Source organism: Gryllotalpicola daejeonensis (assembly GCF_039538145.1).
Taxonomy (GTDB): Bacteria; Actinomycetota; Actinomycetes; order Actinomycetales; family Microbacteriaceae; genus Gryllotalpicola; species Gryllotalpicola daejeonensis.
Genome location: NZ_BAABBV010000001.1, coordinates 360,798 through 378,767 on the forward strand (window position 1 = coordinate 360,798; position 17,970 = coordinate 378,767).

Below are 17,970 nucleotides of genomic sequence, written 5' to 3' on the forward strand. Positions count from 1 at the left end.
TTGAGTCCGATTAGGAAACAGCGCGTGGAAGCCGCGCGCGAGGGCTGGCGACGTTCCCAAGTGCATGGTGGTGCTCGTGTCGACCGAGGTGGTCGACGGGCGTGGCGCCCGGTCGGGTCCACTGCGGGGTGGGCCGAGTCGTCTCCCAGCCGGGTTTGCCGTCGGCATCCGTTCGCCAGTACCAGCAGGGGCCGCGCCCTTCAGGCCACCCGTCGGGCGTCTCTTGCCACGCTTCGCCGCGCCCGTACGGCGTCATGTCGAGCAGGCCGAAGGAGGGCGTGCCCTGCTCGTTGCCGCGCCCAGTTGTGTCGTAGGTCATGAACGCGCGATCACCGTCGCGCAGGAAGCAGGCGAAGCGGCCGCCTCCGCCGTCCAGCGGAGCCCCGAGTCCGCGCGCTGAATACCAAGGCTGCGTGTATCCCATGAAATCGAGATACGGAGCGACCTCCTCCCAGGGGCCCGTCGTGAGGATCGCGAACGAGACACCGCGCGCATTGAGGTAGACCGCGTCCTTCAGCTGCCAGACGACCAGAGTGCAGCCCTCGCACTGTCCCTGAGCCGGGGCGCCGTCGTGCCACATGTGCTGATAGATCAGCAACTCGTTCCGCCCCTCGAACAGAGAAAGGAACGGCACCGGCCCCGCCGCGCCGACCACTTCGACCGTCGGGTTGATCTCGACCATGGGCAGTCGCCTGCGGGCTGCCGCGAGGGCGTCGGTCGCGCGGGTGTGCGCCTTCTCGCGCACGAGCAGCTCGGCGCGCGCCTGCTGCCAGGTGGACATGTCGACGATCGGCGGCCGACCGGGCCGATCGATGTTTTCAATGTGCTCGGCCATGTCGGCCCCCTTCCGTTGGCGGGTGCGATGCACGGTGCGCACAGCGACTCCGCCGTTCATGTCTTAGTCGTAGCCGGATGCGCGATCTCGACGCCAGAGTTCTAGCTTTCGCCGGACAGCAGGCTTTGAAGCACCCGGATCGCGTCGCCCACGTCTCCACGTGCCAGCAGACCGCCGGCTGCGAGAGGTCCTGCGGGATCCTCACCGAGAGCTGGGAGCAGGCGAAGGGCGTCCCGAACCTCGGGCGACATGTGCTGCCATTGCCAGTCGAGCTCGGCGCTCACGCTCATCGGCCGGCTGATGCCGACAGCCTTCACCGCGTATGCCGCTGCCCCGAGAGCATGCGCGCCCATGTGAGCAACGCCGGATGCCTGAGCTGCAGATCGGGCGGCCGCGACGGCCGCAGCAGATGTCACCGAGGCGGCGGCTCGACCGTCGACAAACCGACGCCGGATCTCGCCCGCCGTCCCGAGCTCGCCACGAGCAAAGGCGCGTGCCCTGGCGATCGCGTCTCGCGCGCGACCATCCTCAGGAGCTTCGGACTCGAACAAGGGCAACACTCGTTCGGCGCAATCGGCGGCCCACGCCGCTACCAGGCGACGCTGGTCTTCGCTGAGTGACTGAGCTGAGGCCACGCGTGGTGCTTTCAGACGGCGCGAACGGTCGTGATCGGTGAGTGCAGCTGCGAGGTCGGAAAAGGCGAACCTGCTACAGATACGGCGTGAGGTTGTTCAACACCACTCGGTAGCCGTCGGGGTTGAGGTGGGCTCCGTCGAAGGTCAGCTCCTTCTTCAGGTTGCCGCGCTCGTCGGCCAGGCCCGCGTTGACGTCGATGAAGTGGAAGCCGAACTCGCCTGCGAGTGCCTCGATCTTGTCCGAGGCGGCCTGGAAGGCTGCGTTTGAGCGGGTCGCGAAGAGCGTCTTCTCGTCTTCGTCGTTCTGGAAGTCGACCGTGTTGATCGGGTAGTACCTCAGCACGTAGGTCACGCAGTCGGGCAGTCGCTCAGCGATCCGGCGGAAGATCTCGCGCTCGTTGGCCAGGAACTCATCCTCCGGTACCTGGAACCCGATGTCGTTCGTGCCGATGTTGATGAAGATCTTCGACGGCTCGAGATCGAAGATCTGCGTGTCGATGTGCTTCAACAGGAACGCCGTGGTCGTGGCTCGCACGGCGCGGTTGTAGATGTACTTGTCGAAGGCGACTTCTCCCGCCTCCTCCCACTGCTCGATGGGGAAGATCTCCATCAGGCTGGAGCCCACGAAGACGATCTGGCCGCGCTTCGCCGTCCGGTTCGCCGCCGCGTACTTTGCGATGAGCGAGGTCTGAAACTCCTCCAACTGCGGGTTCAGCGTCAGTGACTTCGTTTCCTTCGACATTGTGCTTCCCTCTCCGGGCCCTCATTCGGAATGGAACGTCGTGGGTTTCTTGGAGACCTTGTCAGTTGACGCCGTTGTTGCCATGGTCTCGATTCGAGCGTAGTCACCAGCGCAGCGAGGAGCACCAGCCTCACTTAGCCGGTGTGCACCTCGAGCTCGGGCGGCAGGTCGCGCATCCCGACGATGGGCGAGGCCGTCATGACGAGGGCGCTGCACGCGATGACCCCGGTGCCGACCCAGAGCGTCGGGGCGTAGCCGATCACGGTGGCGAGTGCCCCGCCGAGCAGCGTCCCGAGCGGAAGCACCCCCATCGTGATCGTGCGGCGGGCAGCGGTGACGCGCCCGAAGAGCTCCGGGGGCGTGATCCGTGGGTACACGCCGGAACTCGCGATCGCCGCGACCACGATGATCAGGTTGAGCAGGAACTCTGCGACCGTCATCGACACCGCAGGCGGCACCGGCAGGTGCTGCGCGAGCGGCGCAGGCGCGAACGCGACCGGGATGAGGGCGTAGCAGAGCAGTTGCGTGCGGATCTCGCCGACGCGCTTGCGCACGCGCATCGCGATGAGTGACGCGAGGATGCCGCCGACGGCGCCGATCGCGAGGATGACGCCGTAGGTCGCTGGGCTCAGATGAAGCGTGCGCAGCGCGAACAGCACATAGGCGGCCGAGATGAAGCCGGCACCGAAATTGATGGTCGCCGCCGCGAGCATGAAGGTGCGCTGCAGCGGCCTGCGGAACACGAAGCCCAGGCCCGTCGCGACTGAAGTCCAGAACGGCGGATACGGCGTCTCGATCCGCGTGCGGGAGGCGGACATCGACGCCGCGCTGAGCGACGAGGCGAGGTGAACGACGGCAGTCACCAGGAACGCGGCGGGCGCCGACGTGAGGGCGATCAGCCAGCCGGCGATTCCGGGGCCGATGACGTTGACCGTCGAATCCGCACCTTGCAGGGCCGCGGATGCCTGCGCCACGCGGCCGCGCCCGACGACGGTCGGCAGCGCGGTCGTGTGGGCGACTTCGAAGACGACGTTCGCGGCGCTCGTCACGGCCGCGGCGAGCATCAGGTGCGGCACCGTCAGGGCGTGCGCGAAGTAGGCGACGGGAACGCTTCCGACCGCGGCGAACCGGGCGAGATCGGCGGCGACGAGGAGCCGCTTGGCAGGCATCCGATCTGCCCATACGCCGGCCGGAACGCCGAGGACCAGGTACGCGCCATTGCCGAGCGCGGTGATGACCGCGACCTCGAACGCGCTCGCATGCAGCGCAACGACGGCGGTCACGCTGAGCGCCAGCGAGGCGAAGGCGGCGCCGACGTCGCCGAGGGCGTTCGAGGCCCACAGTCGCCGGAAGTCGGGAATGCGCCGCAGCACGAGCTCGGGGTCCGCGGCGGTCACTGGCTCAGGCTAGAGGACTCAGTGCGATCGTCTGGTGCCGCAACGCGCGGGCACCGCTGCGCTCCCACAGGCGGTGCGCGACTTCGGCGTCGCAATCGCCCCGGTCACCCTCGACCCGCGTCGCCCGGCACGAAGCGATAGCCCATGCCAGACTCCGTCAGCAGGTACCGTGGCGCCGACGGCTCCGGCTCGAGCTTCTTTCGCAGCTGCGAAAGGTACAGCCGCAGGTAGCCCGTGTCGGCCGTGTGATTCGGTCCCCAGATCTCGGTGAGGATCGTCTCGCGCGTCACGAGGCGGTCCGGATTGCGCACGAGCAGCTCGAGCAGCTGCCACTCGGTGGGCGTGAGGCGAACGGATGCCTCAGCCCCCGGCTCACCGCGCACGACGCGCCGCGCCCCGAGGTCGACGGTGACGTTCCCGAAGCGAACCACCGGTGAGTCCTCTCCCCCGCCCTTGCGTCGCCCCAGCGCCCGGATGCGGGCGAGCAGCTCGTCGGCCTGGAACGGCTTCGTGACGTAGTCGTCGGCGCCGAGGTCAAGCGCCTCGACCTTGTCGGCCGAGTCCGAGCGTCCCGACACGACCAGGATCGGCACCGTCGACCAGCCGCGGATGGCCTGGATCACTGCGAGGCCGTCGAGTCCAGGCATCCCCAGATCGAGAACGACGACATCGGGGTGGTCGTTCACGACCTTGTCGAGCGCCTCTCTGCCGTCTTTCGCGAGCACGACGTCGTAGCCGCGCGCCGACAGGATGATGCGCAGCGCGCCCAGGATCTGCCGGTCGTCGTCGGCGACCACGATTCTCACTGGGTGCCTCCTATGGGCGCGGTGTGCAGGGTGACCACCATTGTCAGGCCGCCACCCGGGGTGTCCTCGACGGCGAGCGTGCCGCCCATGCCCTCGACGAAGCCGCGCGACAACGCGAGCCCGAGGCCGATGCCGGTCGTGTTGTCGGTGTCGCCTTCGCGTTGGAATGGCTGGAAGATCGCCTCTTTGCGGTCGTCGGGCACGCCGGGGCCCGCGTCGACGATGCGCAGTTGCACGTCGTCGCCGAACGCACTGACCGCGAGGCGCGGCGCGCTCGCCGAGTAGCGCAGCGCATTCGCGAGCAGATTCACGACGACCCGCTGCAGCAGCACGGGGTCCGCGCTGACGGCGGGAACGTCGTCGGTGACATCGAGCACGACTGCACCGGGCGCCACGCCGAGCTCTTCGAGCGCAGAGGGCAGCACGTCGTCGATGTCGACCGGGGCGAGATTCACGGCGAGCACCCCGGCCTGCACCCGACTCACGTCGAGCAGGTTGGTGACGAGGCTTCCGAGGCTCTCGAGCCCGGCTTGCGCCGTGTCGAGCAGTTCGTCGCGATCGGACGCAGACAGACGGATGCCTGGCGAGCGCAGGCTCGTCACCGCCGCCGTCGCGGCGGCCAGCGGTCGGCGCAGGTCGTGACCCACGGCTGCGAGCAGCGCGGAGCGCACCCGGTCGGTCTCGGCCAGCGGCTTGAGCGCCTCTGCGGTGTCGGCGAGGTCACGGTGCTCGAGGGCGGCGTCGAGCTGCGTGGCGATCGCGGAGAGGATGCGCCGGTCGGAGCTCTCGAGCGCGGGGCCGAAGAGCTCGAGCCGCGCCCGGTCGCCGACGGGCTCGACGTGCGTGGGCTGGGTGGGGCGGTCTCCATTCGGCTTCGCCGCGTCGACGGGCGGGGTGGCCGAGTCGACCGGCGGGGTCGCCGCGTCGACCCGCGAGCTCACCTCGAACAGCACGCTGCCGTCGGCGCCGACCAGTCGCGCGGCATTCAGCCCGAACGCCTCGCGAGCGCGCGCGACCAGTGCCTCGACGGCGTCGTCGCCGCGGATGACGCCGCCGGCGACGGTTGCGAGCACCTCGGATTCGGCCGCAGACCTCCGCGCGGCACGGGTGCGGCGCGCCGCCTGGTCGACCACGAAGCTGACCAGCGCCGCGATCACGACGTAGAGCAGCAGCGCCGCGAGGTGCAGCGGCCGGGCGATCGTGATCGTGTAATACGGCTCGACGAAGACATAGTCGAGCGTCACCCCCGACAGCACCGCCGCGAACAGCGCGGGCCAGATGCCCCCGATGAGCGCGGCGATCACGGTGATCAACTGGAACGCGAGCACCTCGGCGGTGAGCGCGTCCGACGAGCGGAACGACCAGAGGAACCACGTCAGCAGCGGGCCGGCCAGCACGGCGAAGACGAAGCCGAGCGTCAGCCGCCGCCACGACAGCGCGCCGCGGGCGCGCGGCAGCACGATCGGGTGGCTGCCGGCGGCGTCGTGCGTCACGATGTGCACGTCGATGTCGCCCGATTCACGGATGACTGTCGCGCCGACGCCCTGACCGGTGAGGAACGCCGAGAGCCGACTGCGCCGCGAGACGCCGATCACGAGCTGGGTCGCGTTGGACGCACGCGCGAAGTCGACGAGTGCACGCGGCACGTCTTCGGCGACGACTTGGTGGTACGTTCCGCCGAGCTTTTCAACGAGCGACTGCTGGGCGGCCAGCGAGGCGGGGTGGGGCTCGCGCAGGCCGTCGTCGCTCACCACGTGCAGAGCCAGCAGCTCCCCGCCTGACGAGCGGGCGGCGATGCGCGCCCCACGCCGCAGCAGCGTCTCGCCCTCCGGGCCGCCGGTGAGCGCGACGACCACCCGCTCGCGCGCCTCCCACTTGGAGTCGATGCCGTGCTCGGCGCGATACGCCTGCAGGGCCGTATCGACCTCATCGGCGAGCCAGAGCAGCGCGAGCTCGCGCAGCGCCGTGAGGTTCCCGAGGCGGAAATAGTTCGACAGCGCCGCGTCGATGCGAGCTGCGGGGTAGACCAGGCCCTCGGCGAGCCGGTCGCGCAGCGCCTGCGGGGCCAGGTCGACCACCTCGATCTGGTCAGCCGCTCGCAGCACCGAGTCGGGGATCGTCTCGCGCTGCACCACGCCCGTGATCTGCTCGACCACGTCGTTGAGCGACTCGATGTGCTGAATGTTCACGGTCGTGAACACCGTGATCCCGGCATCCAGCAGGTCGTGAACGTCTTGCCAGCGCTTCTCGTGTGCGAGGCCGGGCGCGTTGGTGTGCGCGAGCTCGTCGACGAGGGCGATCTGGGGATGCCGGGCGAGCACGGCGTGCAGGTCCAGGTCGCTCAGCGAGACGCCGCGGTGCTCGACCGTGCGCCGCGGCACCACCTCGAGGCCCTCGAGCATGGCGGCCGTCGCCGCGCGGTCGTGCGTCTCCACGACTGCGACGACGACGTCCTTGCCTTCGCTTTGCAGGCGCCGGCCCTCTTCGAGCATGGCGTAGGTCTTGCCCACCCCCGGCGCCGCCCCGAGCAGAACGCGCAGCTTGCCTCTCGCCACCAGACCCCGACTCCTAGTTATCGCCGTCAGGGTCCATCTTGGACAGGTCGAGGTTCAACTGGACGACATTCACGTACGGCTGGCCGAGGTAGCCGAGATCGCGCCCGTGCGTGTTGCGGTCGACGAGCTTGCGAACGGATGCCTCGCTGAGGCCGCGCGTCGATGCGACTTTCTCGATCTGCAGCCTCGCGTAGGCGATCGAGATGTCGGGGTCGAGGCCGGATGCCGAGGCGGTGAGCGCGTCGACGGGGATCTGGTCGGCGCTGACGCCGTAGGTCCTCTCGATGATGTTCCTGCGGTCGTTGATCGCGTTGACCAGATCCGGATTGTTCGGGCCCCAGTTCGAGCCGAGCGAGGCGTTCGCGTCATAGCCGTTCGGCGCGGAGTCCGAGGTGGCCGCCGACGGGCGGGATTGGAACCACTGCGTGAGCGGCTTGCCTTCCCCGTCGGTGAAGGACTGGCCGATGAGCGCGGAGCCGAGCACGACGGGGTTGCCGGAGCCCGGGGCATCCCCCGTGATCTTGGATCCGTTCGACTGCGCGGGGAACGCGAGCTGCCCGACGCCCGTGATGACGAGCGGGTAGGCGACGCCGAGCGCGACGGTCAGCACGACCATGGCCCTGATCGCGACCCAGTACTGGCGAACGGTGGCGCGGGTAGTGGAAGGCATGTCAGTTCTCCTTCAGTCCGGTTCAGAAACCGGGGATGAGGCTGATGACCAGGTCGATCAGCTTGATGCCGATGAACGGCGCGATGATGCCGCCGAGCCCGAACACCAGCAGGTTCCGGCCGAGCAGCGTGGAGACCGTCGACGGCCGGTAGCGCACGCCTCGCAGTGCGAGCGGAATCAGCGCGACGATGACGAGTGCGTTGAAGATGACCGCCGAGAGGATCGCCGAGTCGGGCGAGTGCAGCCGCATGACGTTGAGGGCCTGCATGCCGGGAAAGGCCGTCACGAACATCGCCGGGATGATGGCGAAGTACTTCGCCACGTCGTTGGCGATCGAGAACGTCGTGAGCGCCCCGCGCGTGATGAGCAGCTGCTTGCCGATCGTCACGATGTCGATGAGCTTGGTCGGGTCGCTGTCGAGATCGACCATGTTGCCGGCCTCTTTGGCGGCGCTCGTGCCCGTGTTCATCGCGACGCCGACGTCGGCCTGCGCGAGTGCGGGCGCGTCGTTGGTGCCGTCGCCCGTCATCGCGACGAGGTGGCCGCCTTCCTGCTCGCGGCGGATGAGAGCGAGCTTGTCCTCAGGCGTCGCCTCGGCGAGGACATCGTCGACACCCGCTTCATTGGCGATGACGGATGCCGTCACCGGATTGTCACCCGTCACCATCACCGTCCGGATCCCCATGCGGCGCAGATCCGCGAAGCGCTCCTTGAGGCCGGTCTTGACGACGTCCTTCAGGTAGATGGTGCCGAGCAGGCGGGCGCACCCGGTGGCGTCGACGGTGGCGACGCCGAGAGGGGTGCCGCCGAGCCGTGAGATCTCGGCCACCTGGTCGTCGAAAACACGCTCGATGTCGGCAGGTATTGCCGTTCTTTCCACGACCCACGCGCGGATGGCGCTCGGCGCGCCCTTGCGCAGCTGGCGGCCGTCGGCGAAGTCGACTCCGCTCATGCGCGTCTGCGCGGTGAACGGCACGACGTTCTCCGATGGTTGAGTAGGTCGCTCTGCGACCGTATCGAAACCCTCTCCTGACGCGGTGAGCTCTGCGGCCAGCGCCACCACCGACTGACCCTCGGGCGTCGGGTCGGCGATAGACGCGCGCGCCGCGGCCTCGACGAGTTCGCTCGCAGCGACGCCGGGCACCGCCCGGAACTCTGCGGCCTGGCGGTTGCCGTAGGTGATCGTTCCGGTCTTGTCGAGCAGCAGCGTGTTGACGTCGCCCGCGGCCTCGACGGCGCGACCCGACATCGCGAGCACGTTGTGCTGCACGAGGCGGTCCATGCCGGCGATCCCGATGGCCGAGAGCAGTGCGCCGATCGTCGTCGGAATGAGGCAGACGAGCAGTGCGACGAGCACCGTCACCGTCGGTGCCGCGTGCGCGAAGCCGGCGGTGGGGCCGAGCGCGAGCACGACCACCACGAAGACGATCGTGAGGCTCGCGAGCAGGATGTTCAGGGCGATCTCATTCGGGGTCTTCTGGCGGGCGGCGCCCTCGACAAGCGCGATCATGCGGTCGACGAAGGTCTCCCCCGGCTTCGACGTGATCTTGACGACGATGCGGTCGGAGAGCACACGAGTGCCTCCGGTGACCGCCGAGCGATCACCGCCCGACTCGCGCACCACCGGTGCGGACTCCCCCGTGATGGCGGACTCGTCCACCGAGGCGATGCCCCAGACGATGTCGCCGTCGCCGGGGATCAGCTCGCCCGCCGACACCACGACGATGTCGTTCAGCATGAGCTCTGCCGATGCGACGGACTCGACGCGGGCGCTCTCGGCGCCGGCATCCGTTCGCTCGTCATAATCGAGCACGCGGTTCGCGAGCGTCGTCGTGCGGGTCTTGCGCAGGGTCGCCGCCTGCGCCTTGCCGCGCCCTTCCGCGACGGCCTCGGCGAGCGTCGCGAAGAGCACCGTCAGCCACAGCCAGACGGCGATCCACCAGGTGAACGTGCTCGGCCGGGCCACAGCGAGCACCGTGGTGAGGGCCGCGCCGACCTCGACGATGAACATCACCGGGTTCCGCCACAGCTCTCGGGGGCTCAGCTTGCGCAGGGCGTCGGGCAGGCTCGTCCAGAGCTGCCGCAGGTTGAAGGCGCCCGCCTGGGCGCGGGTGGGAACGGCGGTCATCAGTGCAGTCCTTCTGCGATGGGTCCGAGCGCGAGCACGGGGAAATAGGTGAGTGCCGAGACCAGCAGCACCGTTCCGACGAGCAGTCCGACGAACTGCGCGCGATGCGTGGGCAGGGTCGCGGTCGTGGCCGGGATCTTGTCTTGAGCGGCGAGAGAGCCGGCCAGGGCGAGCACGAAGGCGATGGGCAGCAGCCGGCCGAGGAACATCGCGGCGCCGAGGGAGGCGTTGAGCCACGGGGTGTTCGCCGTGATGCCGGCGAAGGCCGAGCCGTTGTTGTTGGCGGCGGAGGTGAACGCGTAGAGCACCTCGCTGTAGCCGTGCTGCCCCGGGTTCCACATGCTCGTGTGCTCGAGATCGTGCGCGAGAGGCGGAATCGCGAAGCTCAGCCCGAGGCCGATGAGCACGATGGTCGGCGTGGTGAGGAAGTACAGCGAGGCGAGCTTGATCTCGCGGGCGCCGATCTTCTTGCCGAGGTACTCCGGGGTGCGGCCGATCATCAGGCCGGCGAGGAACACCGCGACGATCGCCATGACGAGCATGCCGTAGAGGCCGGTGCCCACTCCGCCCGGCGACACCTCGCCGAGCATCATGTTGACGAGCATCATCATGCCGCCGAACGACGTCATGGAGTCGTGCATCGACGCGACCGCGCCGGTTGAGGTGCTCGTGCCGGTGGTGTCGAAGAGCAATGACCCGATGATGCCGAGGCGCTGCTCCTTGCCCTCCATGGCGCCGCCCGCGGCGGCGATCGCCCTGTCGGCGCCGCCGTGCAGCTCGAAGAGCGTGCCGATGAGCAGGGATGCCGCGAACAGCACGCCCATCGCCGCGAGCACTGCGTACCCCTGGCGGTTGTCGCCGACCATTCGGCCGAAGGTGCGCGGCAGCGCGAACGGGATCAGCAGCATGAGGAACGTCTCGAAGAGGTTCGTCCACGCGGTCGGGTTCTCGAACGGGTGCGCGGAGTTCATGTTGAAGAACCCGCCGCCATTCGTGCCGAGTTCCTTGATGGCCTCTTGCGAAGCGGTCGGGCCGCCCGGAAGGTGTTGGACGCCTCCCGCGATCGTGTGGATGGTCTCGACCGGGTTGACGTTCTGGATGACGCCGCCGGCGATCAGCACGACGCTTGCCACGATTGCGATCGGCAGCAGAACGCGCGTCACCGCGCGGGTGAGGTCGACCCAGAAGTTGCCGATCGTGCCCGAGCGCCGCAGCGCGAAACCACGCACCAGGGCGATCGCCACGGCGAGGCCGACGGCGGCCGAGACGAAGTTCTGCACCGCGAGGCCGGCGAACTGAACCGTGTAGCCCAGCGTGAGCTCGGGCGAGTACGACTGCCAGTTCGTGTTCGTCACGAACGAGATCGCCGTGTTGAAAGCGAGGCCCGAGGGAACATTCGGCAGCCCCAGCGAGTACGGCAGCCAGTGCTGCACGCGCTGCAGCACGTAGATGAGGAACACGCCGACGACAGAGAACGCGAGGACGCCGCGCAGGTAGGCGGGCCAGCTCTGCGAGGCATCCGATCGCACCCCGATCACGCGGTAGAAGCCGCGCTCGATCTTCAGGTCGCGCGTCGTCGTGAAGGTGTGCGCCAGGTAGTCGCCGAGCGGCCGGTAGGTGAGCCCGAGCACCACTGCGAGCGTCGCGAATTGCGCGAGGAAGAGCCGGGCAGCCTGCCCAGCGGCAAGATCCGGCTGCACTAGAACTTCTCCGGCTTCAGAAGTGCGTACACGAGGTACGCGAGCGACGCGATGGCGAGGGCCGCGGCGAGGATGTCGAAGAAGATCACAGCTTCTCGGCCCCCTTGGCGGTGAGCGCCACGACGATCGTGAGGGCGATCACGCCCAAGATCCACAGAATGTCCACGAGGGACGAGTGAAGCGCCGTTCGCGTACCCTCAGGGCGCTCCTAACGGAAGCCGGACGGGCGCACGCCGTTCCCTAACGGTTTCCTCACACGTGGCGCACGCGGTGGGGTGATTGCCCGCTCAGTCGCCGTCCCACGGGTTCTCCGGAAGACGCAGCAGGTCGTCCTTCGTCGGCGAAACTGCGATGGTCACCGGCGGCGCAACGGGGGCGGCTTCCGACGGCCGACCCGGCTGCCGTGCGCCGCGTCCGTCTCCTGCGCCATCGTCTGCCGTGCGCCGTGTCGGTTCGGGTTCGGCGACCACGAGGGCCCCGATCGCCGTCGTGACGGGCATCGCGAGCACCAGGGCGAGCCCACCCACGAGCGCGCGCACGATCTCTTCGGCGACGTCCTCGGCCGTGACGAAGTCGCGCGCCGTGCCGCCGTAGAGCTGAACCGCGACGATCAGGATTAGCGCCGTGCCGAGATAGGCGAACACGAGCGTGTAGACAGTCGAGGCGACGTGATCGCGACCGATGCGCATGGCGCGCCAGAAGAGCTGCCATCTGGTCATGGTCGGCGAGGCGGCGCGCAGCTCCCAGAGGGCGGATGCCTGGGTGACGGTCACGTCATTGAGGGTGCCGAGGCCTGCGAGGACCACGGATGCGATGACGAGCTGCTGCACGTTGACCCACGGGACGTTGTTGGCGAGCAGACCGGCGGACTCATCGCCAAGATCCGCGAGCCGCCAGCCCGTCACCGCCAGCCAGGCGAACAGCGTCGACAGGCCGAGCCCGACGAGCGCGCCGGTCAGCGCCACCGACGTGCGCATGGAGAAGCCGTGGGTGAGATAGAGCATCGCGATCAGAATGGCGACGGATGCCGCCAGCGCGACAGGCACTGCCGGCTCGCCGCTGAGCAGAGCCGGCACGAGAAAGGCGATGACGGCGACACCCGCGAAGCCGAGGCTCACGAGCGCCATGACTCCGCGCCGCCACGCCACCAGCACGACCGCGACCCCGAACAGGATCGCGAACCACAGCATCGCCGAGCCGCGGTCGTAGCGGTAGAACGCCAGCGGCTGGGTCGGCCCGTTCGTTGCGCCCGAGGTGTCGAGCAGCAGGATGTGGTCGCCGGGCTGGATGCCGGTGGCGATGACGTCGGGAGTGAGCGCCACCTTCACCGTCGTGCCCGCGTGCGGGCCATCGCTGATGTGCACCGGTGAGTCGCCGCAGAGGTCAGGCGACGTCTCTTTCCCCGTGCACGACGGCACGACCTCGAGCACCTCGCCGTGCACGACCTTGGTGCCGCTGACGGCGAAGGGCACGAGATTGCGCACGCTGTCGACCCTGTTGGCATCGGGCCACCAGTGCACAACGCCGAGGACCGCCGCCAACCCGCAGAGCACGATGAGCCCGATGATCGCGACACGCGGCCACGTTCTGACGTGCAGAGCCGGCGATGGGCCATCGGAGTGGGAGTGGGCGTGCCGATTGACCATAAGGCAAAGGTAGATGTACCGCGGGTGAGGCTGTCGCCGATTGCGGCGGCCGCTAGCAACCGCTTCTCGGATGTGCAAGGTGTCGAGGTGTGCGAGGGGCCGTGGGTAGCGTGGCCCGCTATGACGACAACGGAGACGTCCATGGCTGCGACCGCGGCGGTCTGCCCGATCTGCGGCACCACCCTTCGGCACGCGGGAACCGCGCTGAGGTGCGACGACTGCGAGGTCGATTACGTGGACAATACGGACGACTGAGCGTCTGTCTCAGCCCACCTTCCTGCCAGCGTTGCGCACGGCGCCGTGGGCCCACGGCGCCGAGAAGGAGCGCCACTCGGCTTCGGAATTGAACCAGACGACCACCTCGACCGCCTGCCGGCCAAGCGACCGGAGCGCTTCTACGCGGTGGCTGCCGTCCGCGATCGGGAACTGGTCAGCCCCGACATACTCGACGATCGACGGCGGCACGTCCCAGCCGTTCTCGATACTTCCGACGTAGCCCGGCAGGCTCTCGGCCCATTCTGCCTCGGAGACGGGATAAGGCAGGCCTGGTTCGGGACCGACTTTCCGCCGAAGCGCATGAGCGGGCGCGGCAACCGGACCGAGCCACCAACGCTGCTGAAGCGCGAGACCGTCAGACAGGGGCACGTTGTCGCCCTTGCCACGCATGAAGGCGTGGACCCACTCCTCAATCAGCCCTGCGGCCGCGGCATCCCTCGCACCACTGCCTGTGAATTCCACGTCGCCCCACTCGATCTCGTCGCCGGCCACCTCGAGCGCGGCCACGCTGTCACAGGCTCACGCTAGCGTCGGCCGCGGCCTGCAGGGGTGCTCGCCCAGCGCGCGCCTGCGAGAATGAACGCATGACTGAGCACACGACGGCTGCGCACCGCTCGCGCCCGCAGGTCCGCCCCAAGGCCGAGGGCTGGACGCAGGCGACGGATGCCGGCGGCCGGCCTCTGCTGCAGTTCCAGAGCCCCCGCCGCACCCAGCCCGAAACGCACCTCGCCGACCTGACGCTCGCGGAGCGCAAGGCGAAGCTCGTCGAGCTCGGTTACCCGGCCTTCCGTGCGACGCAGCTCAGCACGCACTACTTCGAGCACTACACGAGCGACCCCGACGAGATGACCGACCTGCCGGCATCCGCTCGTCACGACATCGTCGAGAAGATGCTGCCGCCCCTGCTCACCGAGGTGCGGCGCCTGCGCACCGACAAGGGCGAGACGATCAAATTCCTGTGGCGCCTGTTCGACGGCGCGCTCGTCGAGTCGGTGCTCATGCGCTACCCGGGCCGCGTCACGCTGTGCGTGTCGAGCCAGGCCGGCTGCGGCATGAACTGCCCGTTCTGCGCCACCGGCCAGGCGGGTCTCACCCGCAACCTGTCGACCGCAGAGATCGTCGACCAGGTCGTCGCGGCGAACCGCGCCATCGCCAACGGCGAGCTCGGCGGTCTGCGCAAAGACGGCGGCTTCGACTCGCCGCGCGTGACCAACATCGTCTTCATGGGCATGGGTGAGCCGCTCGCCAACTACAAGCGGCTGATGAACGCCGTGCGTCGCATGGTCGCACCGGCACCGGAGGGGCTCGGCATGAGCGCCCGGCACATCACCGTGTCGACGGTCGGGCTGGTGCCCGCGATTCGCAAGCTCGCCGACGAGGATCTGCCGCTGACTTTCGCGCTGTCGCTGCACGCGCCCGACGACACGCTGCGTGACGAGCTGATCCCCGTCAACGACCACTGGAAGGTCGATGAGGCGCTGGATGCCGCGCGCTACTACTTCGAGAAGACCGGTCGCCGCGTCTCGATCGAGTACGCGCTCATCAAGGACATGAACGACCACGCCTGGCGAGCCGACCTGCTCGCCGAGAAGCTGAACGCCCGCGGGCGCGGCTGGGTGCACGTGAACCCGATTCCGCTGAACCCGACGCCGGGGTCGATCTGGACGTCGTCCGAGCCCGAGGTGACGAACGAGTTCATCAGGAGGCTCGAGGCCGCAGGCATCCCGACCACGCTGCGCGATACCCGCGGCAAAGAGATCGACGGGGCGTGCGGGCAGCTGGCGGCTGCGGAGTAGCTACGAGCGCATGCGCATGCGCTCGAGCACGCCGTGGGTGCCCCTGACGGCGAAGCCGGCGACAGTTCCCTCATACACGCCGTAGAGCTGGAAGTAGTCGATTGCGACGATTCCGAAGTTCCGGCGGACGCCCTTTCGTCCCTCCGGCACGAACTCGACGTCGAGGCGCCCGTCGGCAGAGCGCGCGGTCCACGGTGCGAGCGGGTCGGCCGACGCGGGCGCGAAGGCCACGTCTGAGAGCGGCTCGACGGCGTCCGGCACCCAGATGCCGGATTCCTCTTCCGCGCCGGCAGGCTGCTCGCGGTCGGCGAAGTTCGCCCCGACGATGCCGCCCGACTCCGTGCGCAGCGCGAAGGTACCCCACGTCCACTCGGTGCGATACGGCAGGCGCGAGCGATGCTCGTCGATGATGACGAGGTCGCGTGCCGGGTCGAAGCGGTACGCGCGCTCCCCTACCGTCAGCGTTCCCGCGATCGGATAGATGCGCTTGTGCGTGAACATCGACGCGCTTGCGCCCAGCGGCGTGTCGACGACGAGCGGGGCGGATGCGCCGGCCGCATCGAGGATCAGCTCGCCGCGGATGGCCTGCGCCTTTGCCGTCGCGGCGATCTCGACACGGATGCTGTGGCTGCCGGCATCCTCATCGAATCGGTAGCCCAGCTCGAATCCCCGTGCCGTGAACGCGCACGTGCCGCCGAACATCAGCCCGGCACTCGGCAGCTCGAGCTCGCTGCGGCGGCCGCTCGCCGCGTGCTCGTCGAGTCGGCCGCTGGCGCGGTCGTGGATGTACAGCTCGGAGGTGGCGAGGTACTTCGCGTCCTGGATGATCATCGAGCCGTACAGCTCGGGGTGGAACAGGGTGAAGCCGACCCATTCCTTGAGGCGGAAGTCGTGCCAGCGCCGGCCGAGTCCGCCGCGGCCGGCGAGCGGGTCGAAGTCGCGCGGGCGCTCGGCAAGGCGCCCCGCGTGTGCCGGGCTCATGCGCGCTCTGCCGCCATCAGGATGATGTAGGCCGCGTCGCGCAGGTCGTGGGCCACGCCGCTGGAGGTCGGCGAGTGCACCAGCACCGTGCCGAAGCCGAGCCGCGTGGCCGCCTCGATGTCGGCCTCGAGGTTGTCGCCGACCATCCAGACGGGGCCGGTGGGATCGGGTTCGCCGAGCGCGCGCAGGGCGACGCGGAAGATCTCGGGGTGCCCCTTCTCGTAACCGACGTCGGCGCTCGCGATGATCGCGTCGAAGTAGTCGGCGATGCCGAGGCCGCGAACGGTGTGTCGCAGTTCGGGCACCGCATTGCTCACGATCGCGAGCCGCCAGCCCTCTTCGCGCAGGGCCTCAAGGGCGTCGACGGTCTCGGGGTAGAGCTCCCATTCCGCCGGATCGGAGAACCTCGGACGCACCTCGGCGACCGCGGCCCGTGCGAGCTCGGCGTCGACGCCCGCGTAGACGCACGCCATCAGCAGCACCTGCTCGAGCCGGGCCCACCAGGCGTCGGCGTCGCCGTTCAACTCAGGGTGCGCAACATCGGGGTGGTGCCACGGGAAGCCGTCTTCGAGCCCGGCCCACAGGTCGCTCGCCGTCACGACCGTGTCCGGTTGTGACTTCCTGATCGCGTCGAGCAGGATTCGGCCGAAGCTGATCCACGGCCGACGCGCGAGTGTGCCGTCGAAATCGAACAGGACGATCCCCGCCATGCGCCGACTTTAGCGCCGCGTCGGGCCGGTTGCCCGTCACCCCTTCTCGTGTCGGGCTCTGCGGCGCTCCAGGGATTCCCTGCGGCGGCGGGCGATCACCGCGGCATCGGGGTCGCGCTCGGCCCCGGCCACGTCATTGGCCGCGCGGGTCGCTGCCGTGCGGGCCGCGTTGGCTGCGGCGAGGCGTGCGAGCAGCTCGCCTCTCCCCCGCAATTCCTGCGCGGTCGGCGCCGACTTGCGGGCGGCACGTGCCGCGTTGAGGAACGCCGCCCGCGTGGCATCCGTGGCGATGGCGGGATGCTTCGCCGCGAGCTCCTGCCAGGCATCAAGCACCTCGTCCGGCACCCAGCTCGCCCCCGCGGGCCAGAGCTCTCGACCCACGCGACGGCCCTCGGCCTCGACGTCGACGGCGGCCAACTCGACCTCGCTACACGCGCTCGCCCGTGGGATCCGGAGCGAGTTCGTCGTGCAGCTGCGCGCCGCCGACCGGCTGGTCGGCCCAGCTGACGAGTCGCCAGCCCTGCTCGACCGAGCCCTCGAGCGCCGCCACACCGGTGTTGTCGAGCGGGTTGTGCAGCGTGAACTCGCCGCTGATGTTGAGGGCGCGGGCGCCGACCCACGCGCGAATCGCCGCGCCGTGGCTGAACACGACCGCGGTGTCGTCGTGTTCAGTCGCGATCTCGGCGATGGCCGCGTCGAAGCGGCCGAAGAATTCGTGGCCGTCGTGGGCGCCGGGCATGCGCGCATCGAGCTCGCCTGTTCCCCACTTCAGGATCGTGCCGAGGTAGGCCTTCACCGACTGCTCGTCGGTCTTGGCCTCGAAGGCCCCGGCCTCGATCTCGTGCAGCCCGTCGTGCACGACGACCTCGAGCTCGCGCGCGGCCGACAGCGGCGCGGCGGTGAGCTGGGTGCGCACGAGCCGCGAGGCGTAGATGCCCTGCACGTTCTCGTCGCGCAGAGCCGCCGGAACGGCCTGAGCCTGCTGCTGCCCGAGTTCGGTCAGGCCCGGCCCGGGGGCCGCCGTGTCGAGCGAGCCGAGGACGTTGGCAGGGGTCTGACCGTGACGGATGAGCAGCAGGCGCACCCTTCCGAC

The 17,970-nt window shown here is 69.1% G+C and carries 17 protein-coding genes; 1 reads left to right on the plus strand and 16 read right to left on the minus strand.

From position 1 onward, the window contains the following. Positions 1-10: 10 nt before the first annotated feature. The 12 genes from ABD736_RS01820 to ABD736_RS01875 form a co-directional block, all read right to left on the minus strand. A complete protein-coding gene (locus tag ABD736_RS01820; RefSeq protein ID WP_344790030.1) occupies positions 11-835 on the minus strand; it encodes a DUF899 family protein in 825 nt (274 codons plus the stop codon). A gap of 101 nt (positions 836-936) precedes the next feature. Further along, entirely contained in the window at positions 937-1,470 is a 534-nt protein-coding gene (locus ABD736_RS01825) for a putative immunity protein (RefSeq protein WP_344790031.1), read from the minus strand. A gap of 73 nt (positions 1,471-1,543) precedes the next feature. Next, positions 1,544-2,212 carry an SGNH/GDSL hydrolase family protein gene (locus tag ABD736_RS01830; protein ID WP_344790032.1) on the minus strand — a complete coding sequence of 223 codons (669 nt, stop codon included), beginning with the start codon at positions 2,210-2,212 and terminating at the stop codon, positions 1,544-1,546. A 134-nt stretch (positions 2,213-2,346) separates the two neighbouring features. Further along, positions 2,347-3,609 carry an MFS transporter gene (locus ABD736_RS01835; RefSeq protein ID WP_344790033.1) on the minus strand — a complete coding sequence of 421 codons (1,263 nt, stop codon included), beginning with the start codon at positions 3,607-3,609 and terminating at the stop codon, positions 2,347-2,349. A 104-nt stretch (positions 3,610-3,713) separates the two neighbouring features. After that, positions 3,714-4,415: a response regulator transcription factor gene (locus ABD736_RS01840; RefSeq protein WP_344790034.1), complete on the minus strand. Its 702-nt coding sequence runs from the start codon at positions 4,413-4,415 to the stop codon at positions 3,714-3,716. After that, entirely contained in the window at positions 4,412-6,970 is a 2,559-nt protein-coding gene (locus ABD736_RS01845; RefSeq protein WP_344790035.1) for an ATP-binding protein, read from the minus strand. Before ABD736_RS01845 ends, ABD736_RS01840 begins: the two co-directional genes overlap by 4 nt. 13 nt (positions 6,971-6,983) lie before the next feature. After that, on the minus strand, positions 6,984-7,640 hold the full coding sequence (gene kdpC / locus ABD736_RS01850; protein ID WP_344790037.1) for a potassium-transporting ATPase subunit KdpC: 657 nt from the start codon (positions 7,638-7,640) through the stop codon (positions 6,984-6,986). A gap of 22 nt (positions 7,641-7,662) precedes the next feature. Continuing rightward, complete coding sequence (gene kdpB / locus ABD736_RS01855; protein WP_344790038.1) at positions 7,663-9,768, minus strand: potassium-transporting ATPase subunit KdpB; 2,106 nt, start codon at positions 9,766-9,768, stop codon at positions 7,663-7,665. After that, complete coding sequence (kdpA, locus tag ABD736_RS01860; RefSeq protein WP_425555017.1) at positions 9,768-11,402, minus strand: potassium-transporting ATPase subunit KdpA; 1,635 nt, start codon at positions 11,400-11,402, stop codon at positions 9,768-9,770. Before kdpA ends, kdpB begins: the two co-directional genes overlap by 1 nt. Positions 11,403-11,467: 65 nt before the next feature. Beyond that, positions 11,468-11,557: a K(+)-transporting ATPase subunit F gene (gene kdpF / locus ABD736_RS01865; protein WP_344790040.1), complete on the minus strand. Its 90-nt coding sequence runs from the start codon at positions 11,555-11,557 to the stop codon at positions 11,468-11,470. A gap of 198 nt (positions 11,558-11,755) precedes the next feature. Continuing rightward, positions 11,756-13,114 (minus strand): YibE/F family protein, encoded by a 1,359-nt coding sequence (locus tag ABD736_RS01870; protein ID WP_344790041.1) that lies wholly within the window; start codon positions 13,112-13,114, stop codon positions 11,756-11,758. A gap of 264 nt (positions 13,115-13,378) precedes the next feature. Next, positions 13,379-13,897 (minus strand): hypothetical protein, encoded by a 519-nt coding sequence (locus tag ABD736_RS01875; RefSeq protein ID WP_344790042.1) that lies wholly within the window; start codon positions 13,895-13,897, stop codon positions 13,379-13,381. 77 nt (positions 13,898-13,974) lie between these two features. On the opposite strand from ABD736_RS01875, the gene rlmN reads away from it, so the two are divergent. After that, the gene (rlmN, locus tag ABD736_RS01880) at positions 13,975-15,186 is read left to right on the plus strand and encodes a dual-specificity RNA methyltransferase RlmN (RefSeq protein ID WP_344790043.1); all 1,212 of its coding nucleotides are present in this window, start codon (positions 13,975-13,977) and stop codon (positions 15,184-15,186) included. Here the strand turns inward: rlmN and ABD736_RS01885 are convergent, their stop codons facing one another. From ABD736_RS01885 to ABD736_RS01900, 4 genes are read right to left on the minus strand one after another with little or no spacing between them, the layout of a single operon-like run. Beyond that, positions 15,187-16,167: a DUF2804 family protein gene (locus tag ABD736_RS01885; RefSeq protein WP_344790044.1), complete on the minus strand. Its 981-nt coding sequence runs from the start codon at positions 16,165-16,167 to the stop codon at positions 15,187-15,189. Further along, positions 16,164-16,877, minus strand: a complete 714-nt coding sequence (locus ABD736_RS01890; RefSeq protein WP_344790045.1) for an HAD family hydrolase — start codon at positions 16,875-16,877, stop codon at positions 16,164-16,166. The genes ABD736_RS01885 and ABD736_RS01890 overlap by 4 nt, the downstream gene beginning before the upstream one ends. 36 nt (positions 16,878-16,913) lie before the next feature. After that, positions 16,914-17,294 carry a hypothetical protein gene (locus ABD736_RS01895; protein ID WP_344790046.1) on the minus strand — a complete coding sequence of 127 codons (381 nt, stop codon included), beginning with the start codon at positions 17,292-17,294 and terminating at the stop codon, positions 16,914-16,916. A gap of 10 nt (positions 17,295-17,304) precedes the next feature. Further along, the gene (locus tag ABD736_RS01900; protein WP_344790047.1) at positions 17,305-17,961 is read right to left on the minus strand and encodes a histidine phosphatase family protein; all 657 of its coding nucleotides are present in this window, start codon (positions 17,959-17,961) and stop codon (positions 17,305-17,307) included. Positions 17,962-17,970: the final 9 nt, after the last annotated feature.